The 16,009-nt window shown below is 70.7% G+C and carries 19 protein-coding genes; 7 read left to right on the top strand and 12 right to left on the bottom strand.

Going from position 1 to position 16,009, the window contains the following annotated elements; translation table 11 throughout:
- Positions 1–122 precede the first annotated feature (122 nt).
- Positions 123–542: a hypothetical protein gene (locus tag AC6EH9_RS17915; RefSeq protein WP_498425037.1), complete on the bottom strand. Its 420-nt coding sequence runs from the start codon at positions 540–542 to the stop codon at positions 123–125.
- On the bottom strand, positions 529–1,101 hold the full coding sequence (locus tag AC6EH9_RS17910; RefSeq protein ID WP_498425036.1) for a dihydrofolate reductase family protein: 573 nt from the start codon (positions 1,099–1,101) through the stop codon (positions 529–531). Before AC6EH9_RS17910 ends, AC6EH9_RS17915 begins: the two co-directional genes overlap by 14 nt.
- Before the next feature lie 71 nt (positions 1,102–1,172).
- Here AC6EH9_RS17910 and AC6EH9_RS17905 point away from each other — a divergent pair, with 71 nt between their 5' ends.
- The gene (locus AC6EH9_RS17905) at positions 1,173–1,739 is read left to right on the top strand and encodes a TetR/AcrR family transcriptional regulator (RefSeq protein WP_498425035.1); all 567 of its coding nucleotides are present in this window, start codon (positions 1,173–1,175) and stop codon (positions 1,737–1,739) included.
- Between the two features lie 34 nt (positions 1,740–1,773).
- Here the strand turns inward: AC6EH9_RS17905 and AC6EH9_RS17900 are convergent, their stop codons facing one another.
- The 4 genes from AC6EH9_RS17900 to gadC all read right to left on the bottom strand — a co-directional run bounded on the left by AC6EH9_RS17900 (position 1,774) and on the right by gadC (position 5,873).
- Complete coding sequence (locus AC6EH9_RS17900; RefSeq protein ID WP_498425034.1) at positions 1,774–2,454, bottom strand: hypothetical protein; 681 nt, start codon at positions 2,452–2,454, stop codon at positions 1,774–1,776.
- Between the two features lie 41 nt (positions 2,455–2,495).
- Complete coding sequence (gene gad, locus AC6EH9_RS17895; protein WP_498425033.1) at positions 2,496–3,884, bottom strand: glutamate decarboxylase; 1,389 nt, start codon at positions 3,882–3,884, stop codon at positions 2,496–2,498.
- Between the two features lie 79 nt (positions 3,885–3,963).
- A complete protein-coding gene (locus AC6EH9_RS17890; protein WP_498425032.1) occupies positions 3,964–4,338 on the bottom strand; it encodes a hypothetical protein in 375 nt (124 codons plus the stop codon).
- A 71-nt stretch (positions 4,339–4,409) separates the two neighbouring features.
- Positions 4,410–5,873 carry a glutamate/gamma-aminobutyrate antiporter GadC gene (gadC, locus tag AC6EH9_RS17885; protein WP_498425031.1) on the bottom strand — a complete coding sequence of 488 codons (1,464 nt, stop codon included), beginning with the start codon at positions 5,871–5,873 and terminating at the stop codon, positions 4,410–4,412.
- Between the two features lie 202 nt (positions 5,874–6,075).
- Here gadC and AC6EH9_RS17880 point away from each other — a divergent pair, with 202 nt between their 5' ends.
- Positions 6,076–6,759 (top strand): class I SAM-dependent methyltransferase, encoded by a 684-nt coding sequence (locus tag AC6EH9_RS17880; protein WP_498425030.1) that lies wholly within the window; start codon positions 6,076–6,078, stop codon positions 6,757–6,759.
- A 26-nt stretch (positions 6,760–6,785) separates the two neighbouring features.
- Here the strand turns inward: AC6EH9_RS17880 and AC6EH9_RS17875 are convergent, their stop codons facing one another.
- Together AC6EH9_RS17875 and AC6EH9_RS17870 are read right to left on the bottom strand one after the other, a co-directional pair.
- Complete coding sequence (locus AC6EH9_RS17875) at positions 6,786–7,844, bottom strand: hypothetical protein (RefSeq protein WP_498425029.1); 1,059 nt, start codon at positions 7,842–7,844, stop codon at positions 6,786–6,788.
- Positions 7,841–8,350, bottom strand: coding sequence for a SigE family RNA polymerase sigma factor (locus AC6EH9_RS17870; protein WP_498425028.1), 510 nt, complete (start codon positions 8,348–8,350; stop codon positions 7,841–7,843). Before AC6EH9_RS17870 ends, AC6EH9_RS17875 begins: the two co-directional genes overlap by 4 nt.
- A gap of 172 nt (positions 8,351–8,522) precedes the next feature.
- Here AC6EH9_RS17870 and AC6EH9_RS17865 point away from each other — a divergent pair, with 172 nt between their 5' ends.
- Entirely contained in the window at positions 8,523–9,098 is a 576-nt protein-coding gene (locus AC6EH9_RS17865; protein ID WP_498425027.1) for a dienelactone hydrolase family protein, read from the top strand.
- A gap of 6 nt (positions 9,099–9,104) precedes the next feature.
- Here AC6EH9_RS17865 and AC6EH9_RS17860 read toward each other — a convergent pair whose 3' ends face one another.
- On the bottom strand, positions 9,105–9,782 hold the full coding sequence (locus AC6EH9_RS17860) for a M50 family metallopeptidase (RefSeq protein WP_498425026.1): 678 nt from the start codon (positions 9,780–9,782) through the stop codon (positions 9,105–9,107).
- A gap of 108 nt (positions 9,783–9,890) precedes the next feature.
- Here AC6EH9_RS17860 and AC6EH9_RS17855 point away from each other — a divergent pair, with 108 nt between their 5' ends.
- Complete coding sequence (locus AC6EH9_RS17855) at positions 9,891–10,451, top strand: hemerythrin domain-containing protein (protein ID WP_498425025.1); 561 nt, start codon at positions 9,891–9,893, stop codon at positions 10,449–10,451.
- 146 nt (positions 10,452–10,597) lie between these two features.
- Here AC6EH9_RS17855 and AC6EH9_RS17850 read toward each other — a convergent pair whose 3' ends face one another.
- The 3 genes from AC6EH9_RS17850 to AC6EH9_RS17840 all read right to left on the bottom strand — a co-directional run bounded on the left by AC6EH9_RS17850 (position 10,598) and on the right by AC6EH9_RS17840 (position 13,280).
- Positions 10,598–12,121 carry an AAA family ATPase gene (locus AC6EH9_RS17850; protein ID WP_498425024.1) on the bottom strand — a complete coding sequence of 508 codons (1,524 nt, stop codon included), beginning with the start codon at positions 12,119–12,121 and terminating at the stop codon, positions 10,598–10,600.
- Positions 12,122–12,202: 81 nt separating this feature from the next.
- Positions 12,203–12,412 (bottom strand): hypothetical protein, encoded by a 210-nt coding sequence (locus tag AC6EH9_RS17845; protein ID WP_498425023.1) that lies wholly within the window; start codon positions 12,410–12,412, stop codon positions 12,203–12,205.
- Between the two features lie 76 nt (positions 12,413–12,488).
- On the bottom strand, positions 12,489–13,280 hold the full coding sequence (locus AC6EH9_RS17840) for a pentapeptide repeat-containing protein (RefSeq protein WP_498425022.1): 792 nt from the start codon (positions 13,278–13,280) through the stop codon (positions 12,489–12,491).
- 34 nt (positions 13,281–13,314) lie between these two features.
- Here AC6EH9_RS17840 and AC6EH9_RS17835 point away from each other — a divergent pair, with 34 nt between their 5' ends.
- Genes AC6EH9_RS17835 through AC6EH9_RS17825 form a run of 3 tightly spaced genes read left to right on the top strand, consistent with a single transcriptional unit; the run spans position 13,315 to position 15,994 of the window.
- Positions 13,315–14,163: an aldo/keto reductase gene (locus AC6EH9_RS17835; RefSeq protein ID WP_498425021.1), complete on the top strand. Its 849-nt coding sequence runs from the start codon at positions 13,315–13,317 to the stop codon at positions 14,161–14,163.
- Positions 14,160–15,215: an alanine racemase gene (locus AC6EH9_RS17830; RefSeq protein ID WP_498425020.1), complete on the top strand. Its 1,056-nt coding sequence runs from the start codon at positions 14,160–14,162 to the stop codon at positions 15,213–15,215. Before AC6EH9_RS17835 ends, AC6EH9_RS17830 begins: the two co-directional genes overlap by 4 nt.
- 44 nt (positions 15,216–15,259) lie before the next feature.
- Positions 15,260–15,994: a peptidylprolyl isomerase gene (locus AC6EH9_RS17825; RefSeq protein ID WP_498425019.1), complete on the top strand. Its 735-nt coding sequence runs from the start codon at positions 15,260–15,262 to the stop codon at positions 15,992–15,994.
- Positions 15,995–16,009 lie beyond the last annotated feature (15 nt).

Genomic DNA, 16,009 nt, shown 5'->3' with positions numbered 1-16,009 from the left:
CCAACTACATCGCCAGGGCACTGCTCGAGACCGGCGGGTTCAGACCACGACTCCTACACCCTCGATTGGGATGAGCCGGCATAGTACTTTTTGCCGCGGTACGAGATGGTGCCAGCTATGAATCAGCGGTGATAGACGATCGAGTAGCGGAATCTCAGTTCCTCCTCAAGGCGATGGGCCAGTCGTATCGCCCACGCATCGAAGTCCTTGCCGCGTTCCCCGCGGTTCCAAGCGTCCGCCCACTCCGCGACCTCGGTCGCCAAGCGAGGACTGACACCCAACCTGAGCGTCAACTCCTCGGGCAGCGAAAAGAGCAAACCCCAACCCCCGTCCCCCCACAACGGGACCGTGACGGTGTGCTCCCCCATGAAGCGCAGGGTGGCTCCAGCAGGTGGCAAGTCGTCCGCTGCCTCTTCTGGCGGAACGGCGTGCCGCCCAGCGTCGCGATGCGCCAATGAGTGCCGTTCTTTACGACTCACGCTCTCATCATCACAGCAGTCCGAGGACTGCTCATCACAAAGGCGGCGGTCAAGCTCCTGCACGCACGTAGTCCTCGACCACTACGCCCGACGCGAACGTGCGAGTGCTGGCCAGACGGAATGGCCGCGGGCCCCAAGGCGCCTCGCCGAACAACGGGACGCCCGCCCCGAAGACCAGCGGATTTCGTTTCAGCACCAGGCGGTCGATCTCTGGAAGCAGTGCGCCGGCGAGCTCTCCCCCGCCGCAAAGCCAGATATCCAGGCCCCCTTCCCGCTTGAGGGCGCGGACGGTCGCGAGTGGATCATCAGTGAGGGTGACGGTCTGGTCGTGCTCGCGGGTACGCCGGCTGGCGACGAACTGGCGCAGATGTGGATATGGGCTCGCGATACCGGCATTCAGGGCGGGAGCCAGCGTTTTCCACCCCATGATCACCGTGTCGAACCGGCTATTGGGCGACGAGATGCCGAGCGCCTGGCGTACGTGCCCGGGCAGCGCGTCGGCGTACTCCTCGAACACGACCGAGGCATGGTCACCTTCGACCAGGAAGGCGTCGAAGCCGCCCAGCGGGTCCGCGATGTACCCGTCGATGCTGACGGCGACGTAATAGACGAGGTTGCGCAAGACTCTCCAATCACGACAGGTGTCGTGATTAAAAGTACAACAGGCGTCGTGGTTTGGCTACGCTTCTCCTCATGGCCCGCAATAACGAACGCCGCTCCGCCCTGGCTGACGCGGGGCTCCGCGTCCTCGCGGAAGAGGGTGCGCGCGGTCTCACCCATCGCGCGGTCGACGCGGCGGCCGGCACCCCGCGCGGCACCGCCTCCAACTACTTCCCCAGCCGCGACGAGCTCATCTCAGCGCTGGTCGATCGCATCGAAGAGCGACTCACGCCGGCACCTGAGGCAGTCGCTCCCCTCGCACACCGATCGCCAGATCGAGCACTGTTCGCCGACTACCTCCGGGACGTGGTGCGGCGACTCGTCGCTGATCCGCATGTGGCGCTCGCACTCTTCGAGCTCCGGCTGGAGGCAGCACGCCGCCCGACCGTCGCCGCCACCCTCGGCGCATGGCGACAGCGTGCCTTCGAGGACGACGTCGCGTTCAACACCCAGGCCCAACTGCCCGGAGGGCGAACCGAGCTGGCACTGCTCCACTACGCCATCGACGGGCTCATGCTCGACCACCTCACCGTCCCGCTCAGCACGGGCCTGTCGGTGGACGCCGTCGTGAACGAGCTAGTGGACCGCATCCTCCCGTGAGCGTGGCTGTGCGACGATCTCGGAGTCGCCGCGGTCACGACAGCACGTTCACCGCACGTGCCACGACGAGACCGAGGATCACGAGCGACACCACCGCCTGGATCGACATCACCGCCTTCGCCCACGGCACGAGCGGCATCACGTCGGTCGGGCTGAATGCCGTGGCATTGGTCAGCCCGAGATAGAGGTAGTCGACGAAGCGCGGTTGCCATCCCGGCGGGCACACCTCGGGGCTGAGCTGCTGGGGGAAGGCGAGGTCGGGCGTGCGTGGCAACCGCTCGGCGCGCGCCGCGGCGCCCCCGCTGTCGAGCTCGAAGTAGAGCAGGGCACAGGCCAGGGCGGTACCCAGCCACACGTTCCCGCCGGACTGCAGCAGCTCGCGGGCCGAGTCGGTCTCGGGCCCCGCGGTGACCAGGTCGACGACGAGCTTGACCGTGGACCACACCGCGCCGAGCGTGAGCACCGTGATCAGCGCGACCGAGATCGCGCGCAGCACCGCGGACCGCCGCGAGATCCGGCCCGGGTCCCCCGCCAGCAGCGCCACCAGCAGCAGCCCGGCGACGGTAGGCAGCATCCAGCGCTGTCCCATCCGCAGGTCGTCGGGCAGCAGGACGGTCAGGGTCATCGCGACGCCGACGGCAGCCGCCATCGGCAACCGCGACTCACCGAAGTCGCCTTCCTCGCCCGGAGCAGCCTCGACATCACGTTCAGACATGACCACTCCCCCGCCTGCCGCTCGTGTCCGAGATGCCCGCGTCAGTGGTGGAAGCTTGTCCCCTCCTCCGCCGACAGCGACTCCTTGGGGCCGTGCTTGTCGAGGATCTTCATCGCGCGGCGATAGTCCTCGAGCAGCAGCGACGCCAGGTCGCGGCTGAAGTCGTGGCGGACCAGGATGCGCTGGATGGCCAGGTCCTCCCGGTGGGGAGGCAGCGTGTAGGCAGGCACCTGCCACCCGCGCGTGCGCAGCCGATCGGCGACGTCGAAGAGGTTGAACCCGTGCTCCATCCCCTCCTTGAGCTTCCAGGTCAGCCCGGGGATGCCGCCGCGACCGTCGTAGATCATCTCGAACGGGCCCATCTGGGCGATCTCGTCGGCGAGGTAGCGCGCCGTGGCGTAGCCGGCCTCGTGGATCTTGCGATATCCCTCCCGCCCCAGCCGGAGGAAGTTGTAGTACTGCGCGACGATCTGGCCACCGGGCCGCGAGAAGTTGAGCGCGAACACGGCCATGTCGCCACCGAGGTAGTTCACGTGGAAGACCAGCTCGTCAGGCAGTTCCTCGGCGTCGCGCCACACCACCCAGCCGACCCCGAGGGGGGCCAGGCCGAACTTGTGTCCCGACGCGTTGATCGACTTCACGCGCGGCAAGCGGAAGTCCCAGATGAGGTCAGGCTCGACGAAGGGCGCGATGAATCCTCCGCTGGCGCCGTCGACATGAATCGGGATGTCGAGGCCCGTGTCGGCCTGGAGCTTGTCGAGGGCTGCCGCCACGTCCGCCACGGGCTCGTACTGGCAGGTGAACGTGACGCCCAGGGTCGGCACGACCCCGATCGTGTTCTCGTCGACCCGCTTGACCGCCTCCTCGGGCGTCATCAGCAGGCGGTCACCCTCCATCGGGATCTCGCGGAGCTCGACGTCCCAGTAGCGGGCGAACTTGTGCCAGCAGATCTGCACCGGACCGGTGACCAGGTTGGGCCTGTCGGACGGCTTGCCCTCGGCGCGACGACGGTCCCGCCACTTCCGCAGTAGCGCCATCCCCCCGAGCATGGCGGCCTCGCTCGACCCGGTGGTCGAGGTGCCCATCGTGTTGTCCGAGTCCGGGCTGTTCCACAGGTCGGCGAGCATGTGCACGCACCGTGCCTCGAGCTCCGCGGTCTGCGGGTACTCGTCCTTGTCGATCATGTTCTTGTCGACCGACAGCGTCATCAGCTCGTCTACCTCGGGCTCGACCCACGTCTGGCAGAACGTCGCCAGGTTCTGACGCGAGTTCCCGTCGAGCATCAGCTCGTCGTGCACCACCTGGAAGACGTGCCGGGCGACGTGCTCGTCCTTCGGGAACCGGTACTTCGGCATCGCGACCGACAGGTCGGTCGAGGCGAAGACGTCGTCCTCGAGGGCGTCTCGGACCGAGTGCTTCTTGTGCAACATCAGATTCGCTCCTCAGGTCAGCGCATGGTCGCGCGTCGGGGTGTTCGTTGGGTGCGGCTTCTTCCTTGGTCGAGCGCGCCTACGGCGTGGGGACGGTCTCCTCGGTGTCGAGCTTGTCGATCACGTCCTGCAGCGCCTTGGTCTTGTCTGGGCAGTAGGTCTCGACCACGGCCATGTCGTAGGCCACGACGCTCGGGTCGAGCACCACTCGGCGCAGGTTGTTCGAGTTGTTGCCGAACTGGGACAGCGCCAGCCGGTGCTGGAGCTCGTCGACGTTCTCGCAGCTCACCCCGCCGTCGGTGCCGTACAGGGTGGTCGCCGTGTCCATGTCGATCTCGGGCAGGCCGGCCGCGACGAGGTTCTGGTTGAGCACCTCGGCCAGCTGCACGGCCTGGTTGCTGCCGGAATCCTCTCCCCTGCCGGCCGCGGTGCACGCCGAGAGTGCGAGACCCACGGCGACGGCAAGAGCCGCTGCTCGGTGCGTGACGGGACGGGCTGCTCGTGGTCGCGTCGTGATCATCGGACTCACGCCTCCTGAACCGGTGCGTCGGAATGGGTGTGGTCCGGGGAGGCCGCGATCTTCCACTGCGGCTTCCGCAGCCTGTAGAGCACGAAGGGCCAGACGCCGAGAAGGACGATGCCCGCCACGAGAATCAGGATGTAGACGCCCTGCGGCGTCGCGTCCGCGTTGCCCGACGGCTCGACGAAGCCGAGAAGGAAGGCGGCCGCGCTCGCCACGAACCCGAGCGAGCCGACCACGGGCATCGCCGGCGTACGGAACCCGCGCGGCACGTCGGGATGGGTGCGGCGCAGCCGCATGGCCGCCAGGAACATCACCATGTACATCAGCAGGTAGAGCTGCACGGCCATCGCGGTGAGGATCCAGAACACCGACTGCACCGACGGCAGCACCGCGAACAGGATGGCCAGCGCGGTGACGATCAGTCCCTGGACCATCATGATCGGGACCTGCATGCCGCGGCTGTTGGTGCCCTGCAGGCGCGGCGGGAGGTACCCCTCCTTGCCGACCAGCAGCAGGCCGCGGCTCGGGCCGGGGATCCAGGTGACCACCGAGGCGAGGATCCCGATGACGATAAGCAAGGCCATCACCGTGGTCCCCCAGGACATCCCGAGGTGGTTGAAGAAGACGTCGAAGGCCTGCAGCACTCCCTGCGTCAGGTTGACGCTGGATCCCGGGACCCCGACGGAGATGGCGAGCGTCGGCAGGATGAAGACGAAGAGGATCAGTACGACGGACAGCACGATCGCCTTCGGGAACTCGATGCTGGGCCTGCGCATCTCGGTGACGTGCACCGCGTTCATCTCCATGCCCGCGTAGGACAGGAAGTTGCTGACGATGAGCACGATGCTCGCCAGGCCGGTGAACTTCGGGAACCACTCCGCATCCCCGATCGGCTGCAGGTGCGACGTGCCGCCGTCCGACCAGTAGATGGCGGCGAAGACGATCAACGCTGCGGCCGGCACGATCGTGCCGATCAGGAACCCCCAGGTCCCCACCTTCGCGAACGCATCGACGCCGAAGGTCGCGATGAGGGTGGAGAACCAGTACACGACCAGGATCACCAGGCCGGTGAAGAGCCCCGAGTTGGCCAGCCCCGGGTCGAAGACGTAGGCCAGGGCGGAGGCGAAGAAGGCCAGCTGAGCGGGGTACCAGGCGACGTTCTGCATCCACTGCTGCCAGATCGCGAAGAAGCCGATCTGGTCGCCGTAGGCCTCCTTGACCCAGACGAAGACCCCGCCCTTCCACCCGCTGGCCAGCTCGGCGGCCACGAGCGCCACCGGCACCATGAACAGCAGCGCCGGCAGGACGTAGAGGAAGATCGACGCCCAGTCGTAGGCGGCCATGGCCGGCAGCCCGCGGACGCTGGCCACGGCCGTGGCGATGAGGATCGCCATCGACGTCCAACTGATGTAGGAGCTCTTCGCCGCCCGCTGGGCAGGGGGCTGGCGCTCTTCCCGAGTAGCCATGGCGAGGCCTTCCGGCTGATTTCCCCCTCGATGACGCTAATCGCCGATCTCGTGGCCCGCAATACTCAGCTGGCTCTGAGGTCCCGGCACGTCGGGCTCGGGAACGCGGTTTTGACACCCTGAACGGGGGGTAGTCATCACCGCATCACGGGGGAAGGTACCCAATGGCCGACTACACCGAGCTCGATCCGCGAGCAGCCGCATGCCGCCCGACGAGCCTCCCGCCTCACTGAGCCCTGATGCGGCGTCCGGGCTGGCCGGGCTCCTCGCCGAGCAGGTCGCGCATTACCGGGCGATAGCCGGCGAGTACGAGGACCACGACGTCGCCATCGCCGGCGGCGGGTCAGCCGTCGCGGCACTGGACGCGTTCCGGCCGGCGGGGTCCGTCCTGGAGCTGGCCTGCGGACAGGGACGCTGGACCGGACAGCTGCTGCGCCACGCCGCCGAGGTGACCGCGGTGGATGCCTCGCCGGAGATGCTCGCGATCGCCTCGCATCGTCTCGACAGCCCCCGGGTGCGCTTCGCGCGCGCCGACCTCTTCGGCTTCGAGCCCGACCGCCGCTACGACGTGGTCTTCTTCGGCTTCTGGCTCTCCCACGTGCCTCTGGAGCGGTTCGAGTCCTTCTGGGCGCTGGTCGCGGACTGCCTCAAACCGCGGGGCCGGGTCTTCTTCGTCGACGACGCCCACCGCTCCCCCGACGAGCTGGTGGAGGGCGAGACCTCGACGACCGTCCGCCGCCGGCTGAACGACGGGCGCACCCACCGGATCGTGAAGGTCCCCCACGAGGCGGCAGACCTCGAACGGCGGCTCGCCGCGCTGGGCTGGGCGGTGCAGGTGACGCGGACGTCCGGGCCGCTCTACTGGGGCTGGGGCCGGCGCGGCTGACGCGCTGCCCGAACCTTCGGGCCGGGTCAGGAGTGCAACTTGAGGGTCCCGGTGCCGTCTCGGTACAGCTCCCGGCAGGAGCCCTCGGAGATGCTGCACTCCCACAGGGAGGCCGCGTCGCCCTCGCGCACCACGCTGACCAGCGAGTCGCCATCGAGCCAGCCGACGTCGCCGGCTCCGGTCGGCAGCGCGTCCAGATCCTGGGCGACCCCGGTCCGGGGGTCGACGTGCACGGGAGCCCCGTCGAGGGTGCCCACCCAGGTGCCGCCGTCCGGCGACAGCTCGCCGGTCCCCTCCCCCGGCACCCTGCTCAGCCGCCGACCGGTCGAGGCGTCGAAGAAGCGCACCTCCTTGAAGGAGCTGAGCGCCAGCACGCCTCCGGAGAGGTCCGCTCCCAGGATGCCTCCCTGAGTGGCCAGTGCACGCGATCCTCCGTCGTGGAAGAGCGTCAGCCCGTCCGGATCCGACTCGACCCGGCGTGCTCCGTCGCTGACGTAGAGGTCGGCGACCGGGTCGGGGAGCGGACTCCAGCCGCCACCCCCAGCCTCACGGATCAGCACGGTGCCCGAGGCGACCTGTGCCACCACGCTCCCGGTCGACGCGTCCAGCCAGGCGTGGTCCACCACCTGCCGAACCAGCCGGCGAGCGGTGCCGGCCCGGCCGGCTGCGGTGACAGGAACGCCGACGAGCGCTCCGGTACCGTCCGCCACGACCAGCTCGCCCGCCGACATCCCCAGCACGACCCGCGCCGGGATACCGGTCTCCTGGTAGCCGTTCGCCGTCCCCACCACCAGCTCGTCCTCGACGATGAAGCCCACCACCGAGCTCGGGGGCGCGACCACCGGATCGGCGCCGCTGGCGGGCCCGGGGGCAGGGTTGCTGCCGGTGGAGGGCAGCAGGGACGCTGCGCCACCCATCACCGCCGCGACCGCGGCCGCGGCCGCCAGCCCGGCACCGATCCGTGAACGGGCGCGGCGCCGGCGCTCCTCGCGCAGTCGCACCTGGAACGCGGCCCAGTCCGGCGTGGGCACGTCCACGGCCTCGGCCACGTCGATGAGGGACTGGCGTACGTCGGTGCGGCTCATGACAGCTCCTGAAGGATGGGAGGGAGATCGGGGAGGGCGGTGCGCAGCCGTCTCAGGGCGTGGTGCGTCTGGCTCTTGACGGTCCCGACCGAGCAGCCCAGCTCGCGGGCCGTCGCCTCCTCGGTGAGGTCCTCGACGTAGCGCAGCACCAGGGTGGCGCGCATCCGCGGCGGCAGGCGGCGGATCTCCGCCCACAGGTCCAGGTACTCGGCGCGGACGTCGAGACCTCCGCCGTGTCCCGGATCCGGAAGGTTCTCGGTGGGCAGTTCCCGCCCGCGCCGCCGCCAGTGGCTCGTCATCTGCCGCACCATCGCCTGGCGGACGTAGGCGTCCGCCGCCCCCTTGTCCCGGATGGCGTCCCAGCGCACGCAGGTGCGGGCCAGCGCATCCTGGAGAAGATCCTCGGCGCCGTGCCGCTCGCCCGTCAGCAGGTAGGCCGTGCGGTACAGGGCAGCCCACCGCGCCCGCATGAAGTCCTCGAACGCAACGTCCCCCACGCTGCTCATGTCCCACATCCCTTTGATGGTCACGATGGGTGAGGACACGCTCCACCCTCGATAGGTTGTGAGGCTGCCAGAAATCGTTGTCGGAGCGTGGACGGTTGGCAGTGTCGGTGGTGTGGGTCACGATGCTCGGGTGGGTGCCCGCCGGGGGCATCGAGAGACGAGAGGCCAGCCGATGTCCGAGGTACTGCTCTTCCACCATGCTCTCGGCCTGACCCCCGGCCTGCACGACGTCGCCGACCGGCTCCGGTCCGCCGGTCACCGCGTGCACGCGCCCGACCTCTTCGACGGGCAGGTCTTCGACGACCTCGATGCCGGCGTCCGCCACGCCCGGGAGATGGGTTTCTCCACGATCTCCGAGCGCGCACGCGCCGCGGCCGAGGACCTGCCCGCCTCACTGGTGTACGCCGGCTTCTCGTTGGGTGTCCTCTCCGCGCAGCAGCTGGCCCAGACCCGCCCAGGCGCGCGTGGGGCCCTGCTCTTCGAGGCGTGCCTTCCGATCACCGAGTTCGGCACGTGGCCGGTGGGCCTGCCGGGCGAGATCCACGCCATGGACGCCGACCCCGAATTCGTGGATTCCGGCGACATCCAGGCGGCCCGCGCCCTGACGGCCCTGGACCCGGCGGTCACGCTGCACCTCTACCCCGGGGACCAGCACCTGTTCAGCGACCCCGGCCTCCCGTCGTACGACGAGCAGGCGGCGGCGCTGCTGTTCGACCGGGTGTTCACCTTCCTGGACCGGGTCGGCTGAGCGCGGTCACCAGGCCTTCAGCAGCCACGCTCCCCCGACCACCAGCCCCGCGAGCGTCACGGCCAGGAAGAGCCCGACCCAGAGCACGCCGGGGATCCGTGTCAGCCGCGCCAGCACGTCGGCGTCGGAGTCACGTCCTCTCCCCCGACGGCGGACGTGCTGCAGCTCGACGACGGCGCGCGGGGCGGCCAGCAGCAGGAACCACGCGCCGGCCTCGGCGACGAAGGCCTGCAGCGGGCCGCTCCCCCACCAGGTCACCGCGAAGACACCGCCCCCTGCCAGCGCGACGAGGTAGAGGCCGTGGAAGTTGCGGATCTGCACCAGCAGCAGACCCAGCAGCACCACCGCCGTCCACAGCGCCACCAGCGGTCTGCCCTGGCTCACCAGGAACGCGGCGCCCAGCCCGATCAGCGCCGGCCCCGGGTACCCCGCGGCCGCCGTGGCGATCATCCCGGGCCCGGTGGGGCGCCCGCTGGACAGCGTGAGGCCCGAGGTGTCGGAGTGCAGCCGGATCCCGGCGAGCCGGCGCCCACTGAGCAGCGCGGCGACGCCGTGGGCGCCCTCGTGCGCGATCGTCACCACGTGCCGGGTCCGGCACCACACGCTCGGGATCAGGACCAGAAGCGCCGCCACGACGGCCGGGGCGAGCACGGACCACGACGGCACGTCTGCGGGCAGGGACACGCCGCCACTGTGCATCATCGGGGCGCGACCCGAGCGGTCCGGCCCACCGATCGAGGCAAAGTGGGGAGCGCGGTCAGCGGGTCCGCCAGACATGGCTACGCTCAGCCCATGACCACCAGCATCGACCTCGGTCGACCCACGCAGGGTGACGTCATCGACGTCATCCTCGACGACCACCGCCGCTTCGAGACCATGCTGCGCCAGCTGCGCGACAGCAGCGCCGACCGTGACGCCGTACGCCGGGCGTTCTCCGCCCTGCACGTGGCACACGCCCTGGCCGAGGAGCGGTTCGTCTACCCCGCCCTCGAGCGCAAGAACGCCATCTCCGACGACGAGGCCGAGCACGGCGAGGAGGAGCACGCCGAGGGGAACGAGGCGCTGCTCGCCGTGCTCGAGCTGAAGGGCACCGACACCCAGGCGTTCGACGACGCCGTGGAGGAGCTCACCGCGGCGGTGAGCCACCACCTCGCCGAGGAGGAGCTGACGATCCTCAACCCCGCCCGCGACGAGGTCTCCGCCCGCGTCCGCGCGGACCTCGGGCTGAAGTTCTGCGCCGAGCGCAACCGGCTGATCGACGCCGACTGCGGGTCGCTCTCGAACGTCCGCCGGCTGGTGGCCCAGGCCGAGAGCGCGGGCCTCCTCGACGACGACGACGACGACGAGGACTGACCGGCCGCGGCGCCCTCAGCGCCACGCCGACGGGCGGCGAGGCCCGGCTACCCGCAGGTAACTGGCGGATCGCACGCACCAGGTGACGGGGAATCTCCAGTTACCCGTCGGTCGCCCTGCGGCGGCGGGGCTGCGGGGCGGCTGGGTCACGGGGTGGCGAGCTGCTCGGAGTTGTGGCCGCCCAGGAGGGCCCGGGTCATCGCATTGCGGGTGTCCATCAACTCGTCCAGGGCCGCGTCGAGCTGGTCGGCAGTGACCCGCAACGGCCGGCCGGGGTCCCCCTCGTCGTCCGTCTCCTGCGCCGAAGCTTCCTCCGCCGCGAGCACCGCCGCGCGCCGCAGGAGCTCCTTGAGGAACGACGCGGTGACGCCGGTGGTGCGCTCCAGCACACCGGCCAGCCGGCTCTCGTCGACGTCCAGCGCGCCGCGGTAGAGGGCGAAGAGCCGTCCGCGTGCGTCGGCGTCGGGGTGGTCCAGCGCCACCGCCTGGTCCACGCGTCCGGGCCGCTGGGCCAGCGCGGGCTCGAGTACGTCGACCCGGTTGGTGGTCAGCAGGAACACCACGTCGGCGTCCTCGGCCAGCCCGTCCATCTCGTTGAGCAACTCGAAGAGCAGCGGGTGCTGCCCCGGATGCATCCCGCGCTCCTCGGCGATCAGGTCGACGTCCTCGATCACGATCATCGCCGGCTGGAGCGAGCGCGCCACCGAGCAGGCCGCCCCGATCAGGTGCAGGCTGCTGCCGGAGAGCTGGACGATGGTGGTGTCCTTGAGCTGGCTGGTCAGGTAGCGCACCGTGTGGGTCTTGCCCACCCCGGGCGGCCCGTAGAGCAGCAGGCCGCGCTTGAGGTGCTGACCCGCCGCGAGCAGCCGGTCCCGCTGCCGGGCGACCCCCACCACCTGCCGGGTGATCGCCGAGCTCACCTCGACCGGCAGGATCAGGTCGTCGGCGGTCATCGAGGCCCGGCTGTGGAACGACAGCGCCGCCCGTCGCTCGCCGAACATGTCCTGGCCGAACGAGACCACCTGGCCGCGGTAGACGTTGTGCTCCAGCGCCAGGTCGCGGACCTCCGCGGCGAGACGGGCGGCGTAGCCCGCGGAGGAGGCGACCACCTCCAGCGTGGTCGAGCCTCGCCCCATGTCGGGGTCTCCGGCGCGCAGCAGCATCGCCGCGCGCTCCTCACCCTCGGTGACCAGGAGGACCGCGCACACCAAGCAGGCCCGCACCTCGCCCTGCGGGCCGGCGGGCAGATTCATCCGGGAGACCGTCCCCGGCATCGGCCCGTGCAGCCCCGTGGAGCTCATCAGCTCGGACAGGTCGAAGTCCCGGTGACGGTGGTTGAGCACACCGACCAGCTGGTGCTCGCGCCCGGTCCCCGCCAGCCAGGCGTCCAGCCCGGCCTGCACGTTGACGTGCTCGTAGCCGGGCCACGCCTCGGTCACCACGTCCAGCGTCGCCGGCTCCTGGGCGAGGTGCGCGGCCAGCAGACGCCCGAAGGACGCCTGGTCTCCGGCTCGCGCCGTCCGCACGATCCGATGGCGGGTCCGTTTGGCCAGCTTGGCCAGGTCGGAGAGCCGCAGTCGCTCGTCGGGCTGCGCGGCCGGCGCCGTGACCACGCCCGGCGCGTCGCTGTAGGACAGGAACGAGTCGCTGGAAGTCGCGTACGCCGTCATCGGTTCCCCCTCGAGCCAGTGGGCCGTCAACCTAGTGGCTGAGGGGCCCCGGCGCGAGGAAGTTGCGGCGTACGGCCCCGCTCAGGTGAGGACGGACTGCGCGGAGACCGCGCCGTGCCTGTCCTCGATGGCGGCGGCCAGCTTCTTCACGTCGGCGTCGTCGACGCTCACCCCGACCTCGCCGAACCCCTTGCGGAGCTCGTCCTCCACGACACCCTCCTCGGCGCCGTCCTGCCAGGACGTCACCCGGTCGACCACTACCTGGATCGCTTCCCACTTCTCTTCGCTCATGGCCGCGACGGTACCCAGCTCCAGCGTGCGAGAACGTGCTCGCGCCCATCGGTCCGCCGGTGACCGTCTCTGACGCTCACCAGTGCCCCGGCCTGTCCCAGCCCTCGGGCAGCGTGGTCCGGGCGTCCCCACGGGCCGCGCTGACCTGGCTGGGCGACAGGAAGAGGGCTCGGGCCAGCCTGGCCCCGCGCAGGTCGGCGTCGCGCAGGTCCGCGCCGAGCAGGTCGGCCAGCGTCAGGTCGACCCCGCGCAGGTCCGCCGCGATCAGCCGGGTCCCCCGCAGGTCCGCCCCACGCAGGTCCACGCCTCGCAGGTCCGCACCGATCCGCTCGGCACCGCGCCAGCGCACCGACGAGGTGACCCGGCCGCGGAGCTGACCGGCCGCGCGGTCCAGGAGCATGCCGACCTGCGCCCGGTGCCGGCCGGGATCGACGCGGACCAGGTCGTCGGCGCCCAGCGCCGCGTCGCGTCGTACGGCGTCGCGGACCGCGCCGAGCTCGGCACGCAGCCCGTCCTCGCGGGCGGCGTCCAGACCCTGCTCCACGTGCCACAGCACCTCGTGCAGCTGGCGCAGCACCGCGAACGGAGCGGCCATCTGCTCACGAGGTGCCCCTGCGCAGGTCTCGTTGACCACCCGCTGCCCGGCTCCGAAGCAGTCGAAGACCGTGCACCCGGCGAAGCCGCGGGGCCGCAGCTGATCGTGGATGGTGCACCCATGATCGTCGCCGAGGTGGCGACACGCCTCCCCCGCGGCCTTGTCGAAGGCGAAGTCGGCCGAGCGCGCGAAGGGCAGCACCACGCAGCACAGGCCCACGCATCGGCTGCAGTCGGCGCGGAGCTCGGGAGAGGCAATAGGGGAAGCGGGCACCCGTCCATCATCCTCGCCTGGCTAGGTTGTCCGCATGGCGACCGACATCGAGATCCCTTCCTACTCTCTGAACGACGGCACCACTCTGCCGGCCATCGGGTTCGGCACGTATCCGCTCAAGGGCGACGAGGCGGTCACCGCGGTCAGCAGCGCGATCGACCTCGGCTACCGGCTGATCGACACGGCCGTGAACTACGGCAACGAGCGCGAGGTCGGCGAGGGCATCCGCCGCAGCGGTGTGCCGCGCGAGCAGATCCAGGTCACCAGCAAGCTTCCCGGGCGCCACCACGCCTACGCCGACGCGATCGCCAGCGTGCGCGAGTCCGTCTCGGCGCTCGGCCTGGACTACATCGACCTGCAGCTCATCCACTGGCCCAACCCCAGTGTCGGGCTCTTCCCCGAGGCCTGGCGCGCGTTGATCGCGCTGCGCGAGGAGGGTCTGGTCCGCTCCATCGGCGTCTCCAACTTCAGCGGCGTCCACCTCGAGCGCATCATCGACGACACCGGAGTGGTGCCGGTGGTCAACCAGATCGAGCTGCACCCCCGGTTCCCCCAGCCGCAGATGCGCCACGAGCACCAGCGGCTGGGCATCCACACCGAGTCGTGGAGCCCGCTGGGCAAGCGCGAGGCCCCGCTGGCCGAGCCCGAGGTGACCGGCCCGGCCACCAAGTACGGCGTCACCCCGGCCCAGGTCATCCTGCGCTGGCACGTCGAGCTCGGCGCGACCCCGATCCCGAAGTCGGCGACCCCGCAGCGCCAACGCGAGAACCTCGACGTCTTCGGCTTCTCCCTGACCGACGAGGAGGTCGCGGCGATCACCGGCCTCGGGCGCCCCGACGGCCGGCTCTTCGGCGGCGATCCCGAGACCCACGAGGAGCAGTGAGCCCGGCCACCCCCTACCTGGCGGTCGACCTGCCCCGGCTGCACGCCAACCTCGGGCGTACGGCGCAGCGCGCGGCCGCCGCGGGCGTCGCGCTGCGCCCGCACGTGAAGACCCACAAGTGCCTGGAGATCGCGCGCCTGCAGGTCGCGGCCGGGGCTCGGGGCATCACGGTGGCCACGCTCGGCGAGGCCGAGCTCTTCGTCGCCCACGGGTTCGACGACGTGCTCATCGCCTTCCCGCTCTGGGTCGACGAACGAGCCGCTCGACGTCTGCGCGACCTCCTCGACGACGCCCGGGTCAGCGTGGCCGTCGACTCGGTGCCGGGTGCCGCGAACCTCGGGCGTCACCTGGGCGGCACCCCGCTGCGGGTGCTGGTCGAGGTGGACAGCGGGCACCGGCGCAGCGGCACGTCTCCCGACCTGGCCGGCGAGGTCGCCCAGACGGCACGGCGCGCCGGACTTCAGGTCGACGGGGTGTTCACCTTCCCGGGGCACAGCTACGCCCCCGGGGCGTCGCGCACCTCGGCGCGCGACGAGGCTACGGCCCTGCGCGGTGCCGCGCGGTCGCTGCGCGCCGCCGGCGTCGAGCCACGGGTGCTCAGCGGCGGCTCCACGCCCAGCCTGGCGCACGCCGAGACCGACCTGCTCACCGAGCTGCGCCCGGGGGTCTACGTGTTCGGCGACGCCCAGCAGTGGGAGCTGGGCGCGATGGCCCCCGCCGACATCGCGCTCACCTGCCGCACCACCGTGGTCAGCCACGCGGGCGGGCGGCTGGTCGTCGACGCCGGGAGCAAGGCCCTCGGCGCCGACCGCGCGCCGTACGCCAGCGGGTTCGGCCGGATGCTCACGCACCCCGATGCCCGGGTGGTGCTGCTCTCCGAGCACCACGCCGTCGTCGATCTCGCCGGTGCCACCCTGCCGCCGCTGGGCAGCGTGGTCGACCTCGTCCCCAACCACGTCTGCAACGCGGTGAACCTCGCCGACCGGCTGCACGTGGTCGACGCCACCGGACCGACGACCTGGGCCGTCGCGGGTCGCGGCCTCAACTCCTGAGGTCGCCCGGCCGGCCGTGAGGGGCCCTCGCCTACCATCGCCGCATGCTCCGACGACTTGTAGCGGTCCCGACCGCCGTCCTGATGATGACCCTGCTCGCCTCGTGCGGCGACGACTCCGACGACAGCGACAAGGCCGGTGACACGGCCAGCTCGAGCGAGTCCGCCAGCCCCAGCGAGTCGGCCTCGGCCACGCCGAGCGAGGGTGACGCGCAGGCGAGCGGATCCTGCGAGTACGTCGCCTCCGGTGACGCCGCCAAGGAGGTCGAGCTTCCTCCGGCCGAGCCGACGGTGAAGGGGAAGGTGCCGGTCACGATCAGCACCGGGCTCGGCGAGATCAAGGCCACCCTGGACGCGAAGAGCGCCCCGTGCACGGTGAACTCGTTCGTGTCGCTGGCCGAGCAGGGCTACTACACCGACACCGAGTGCCACCGCCTGGTCACCTCGGGCATCTACGTCCTGCAGTGCGGCGACCCGACCGCGTCGGGCATGGGCGGACCCGGGTACTCCATCCCCGACGAGCTGTCCGGCACCGAGGACTACTCCGCGGGTGCGCTGGCGATGGCCAAGACCTCGATGCCCGACTCCGGCGGCTCGCAGTTCTTCATCGTCTACGAGGACTCCAACTCGGGGCTGGCCAAGGACTACACCGTCTTCGGTCGCCTGGACGCGAAGAGCACCAAGCTGATCGCCGACGCGGCCGCCGCCGGGACGGCCGAGGGGACGCCTGACGGTTCGCCGAAGACCGCGGTCGAGATCACCGGGGTGAGCGTCAAGTAGCACCGCGTGGTGGGC

The sequence above is a fragment of the Nocardioides sp. Z21_20 genome, assembly GCF_059766585.1.
The sequence above is the reverse complement of the archived record's forward strand: the minus strand, read 5'-3'. Positions and strand labels throughout refer to the sequence as shown.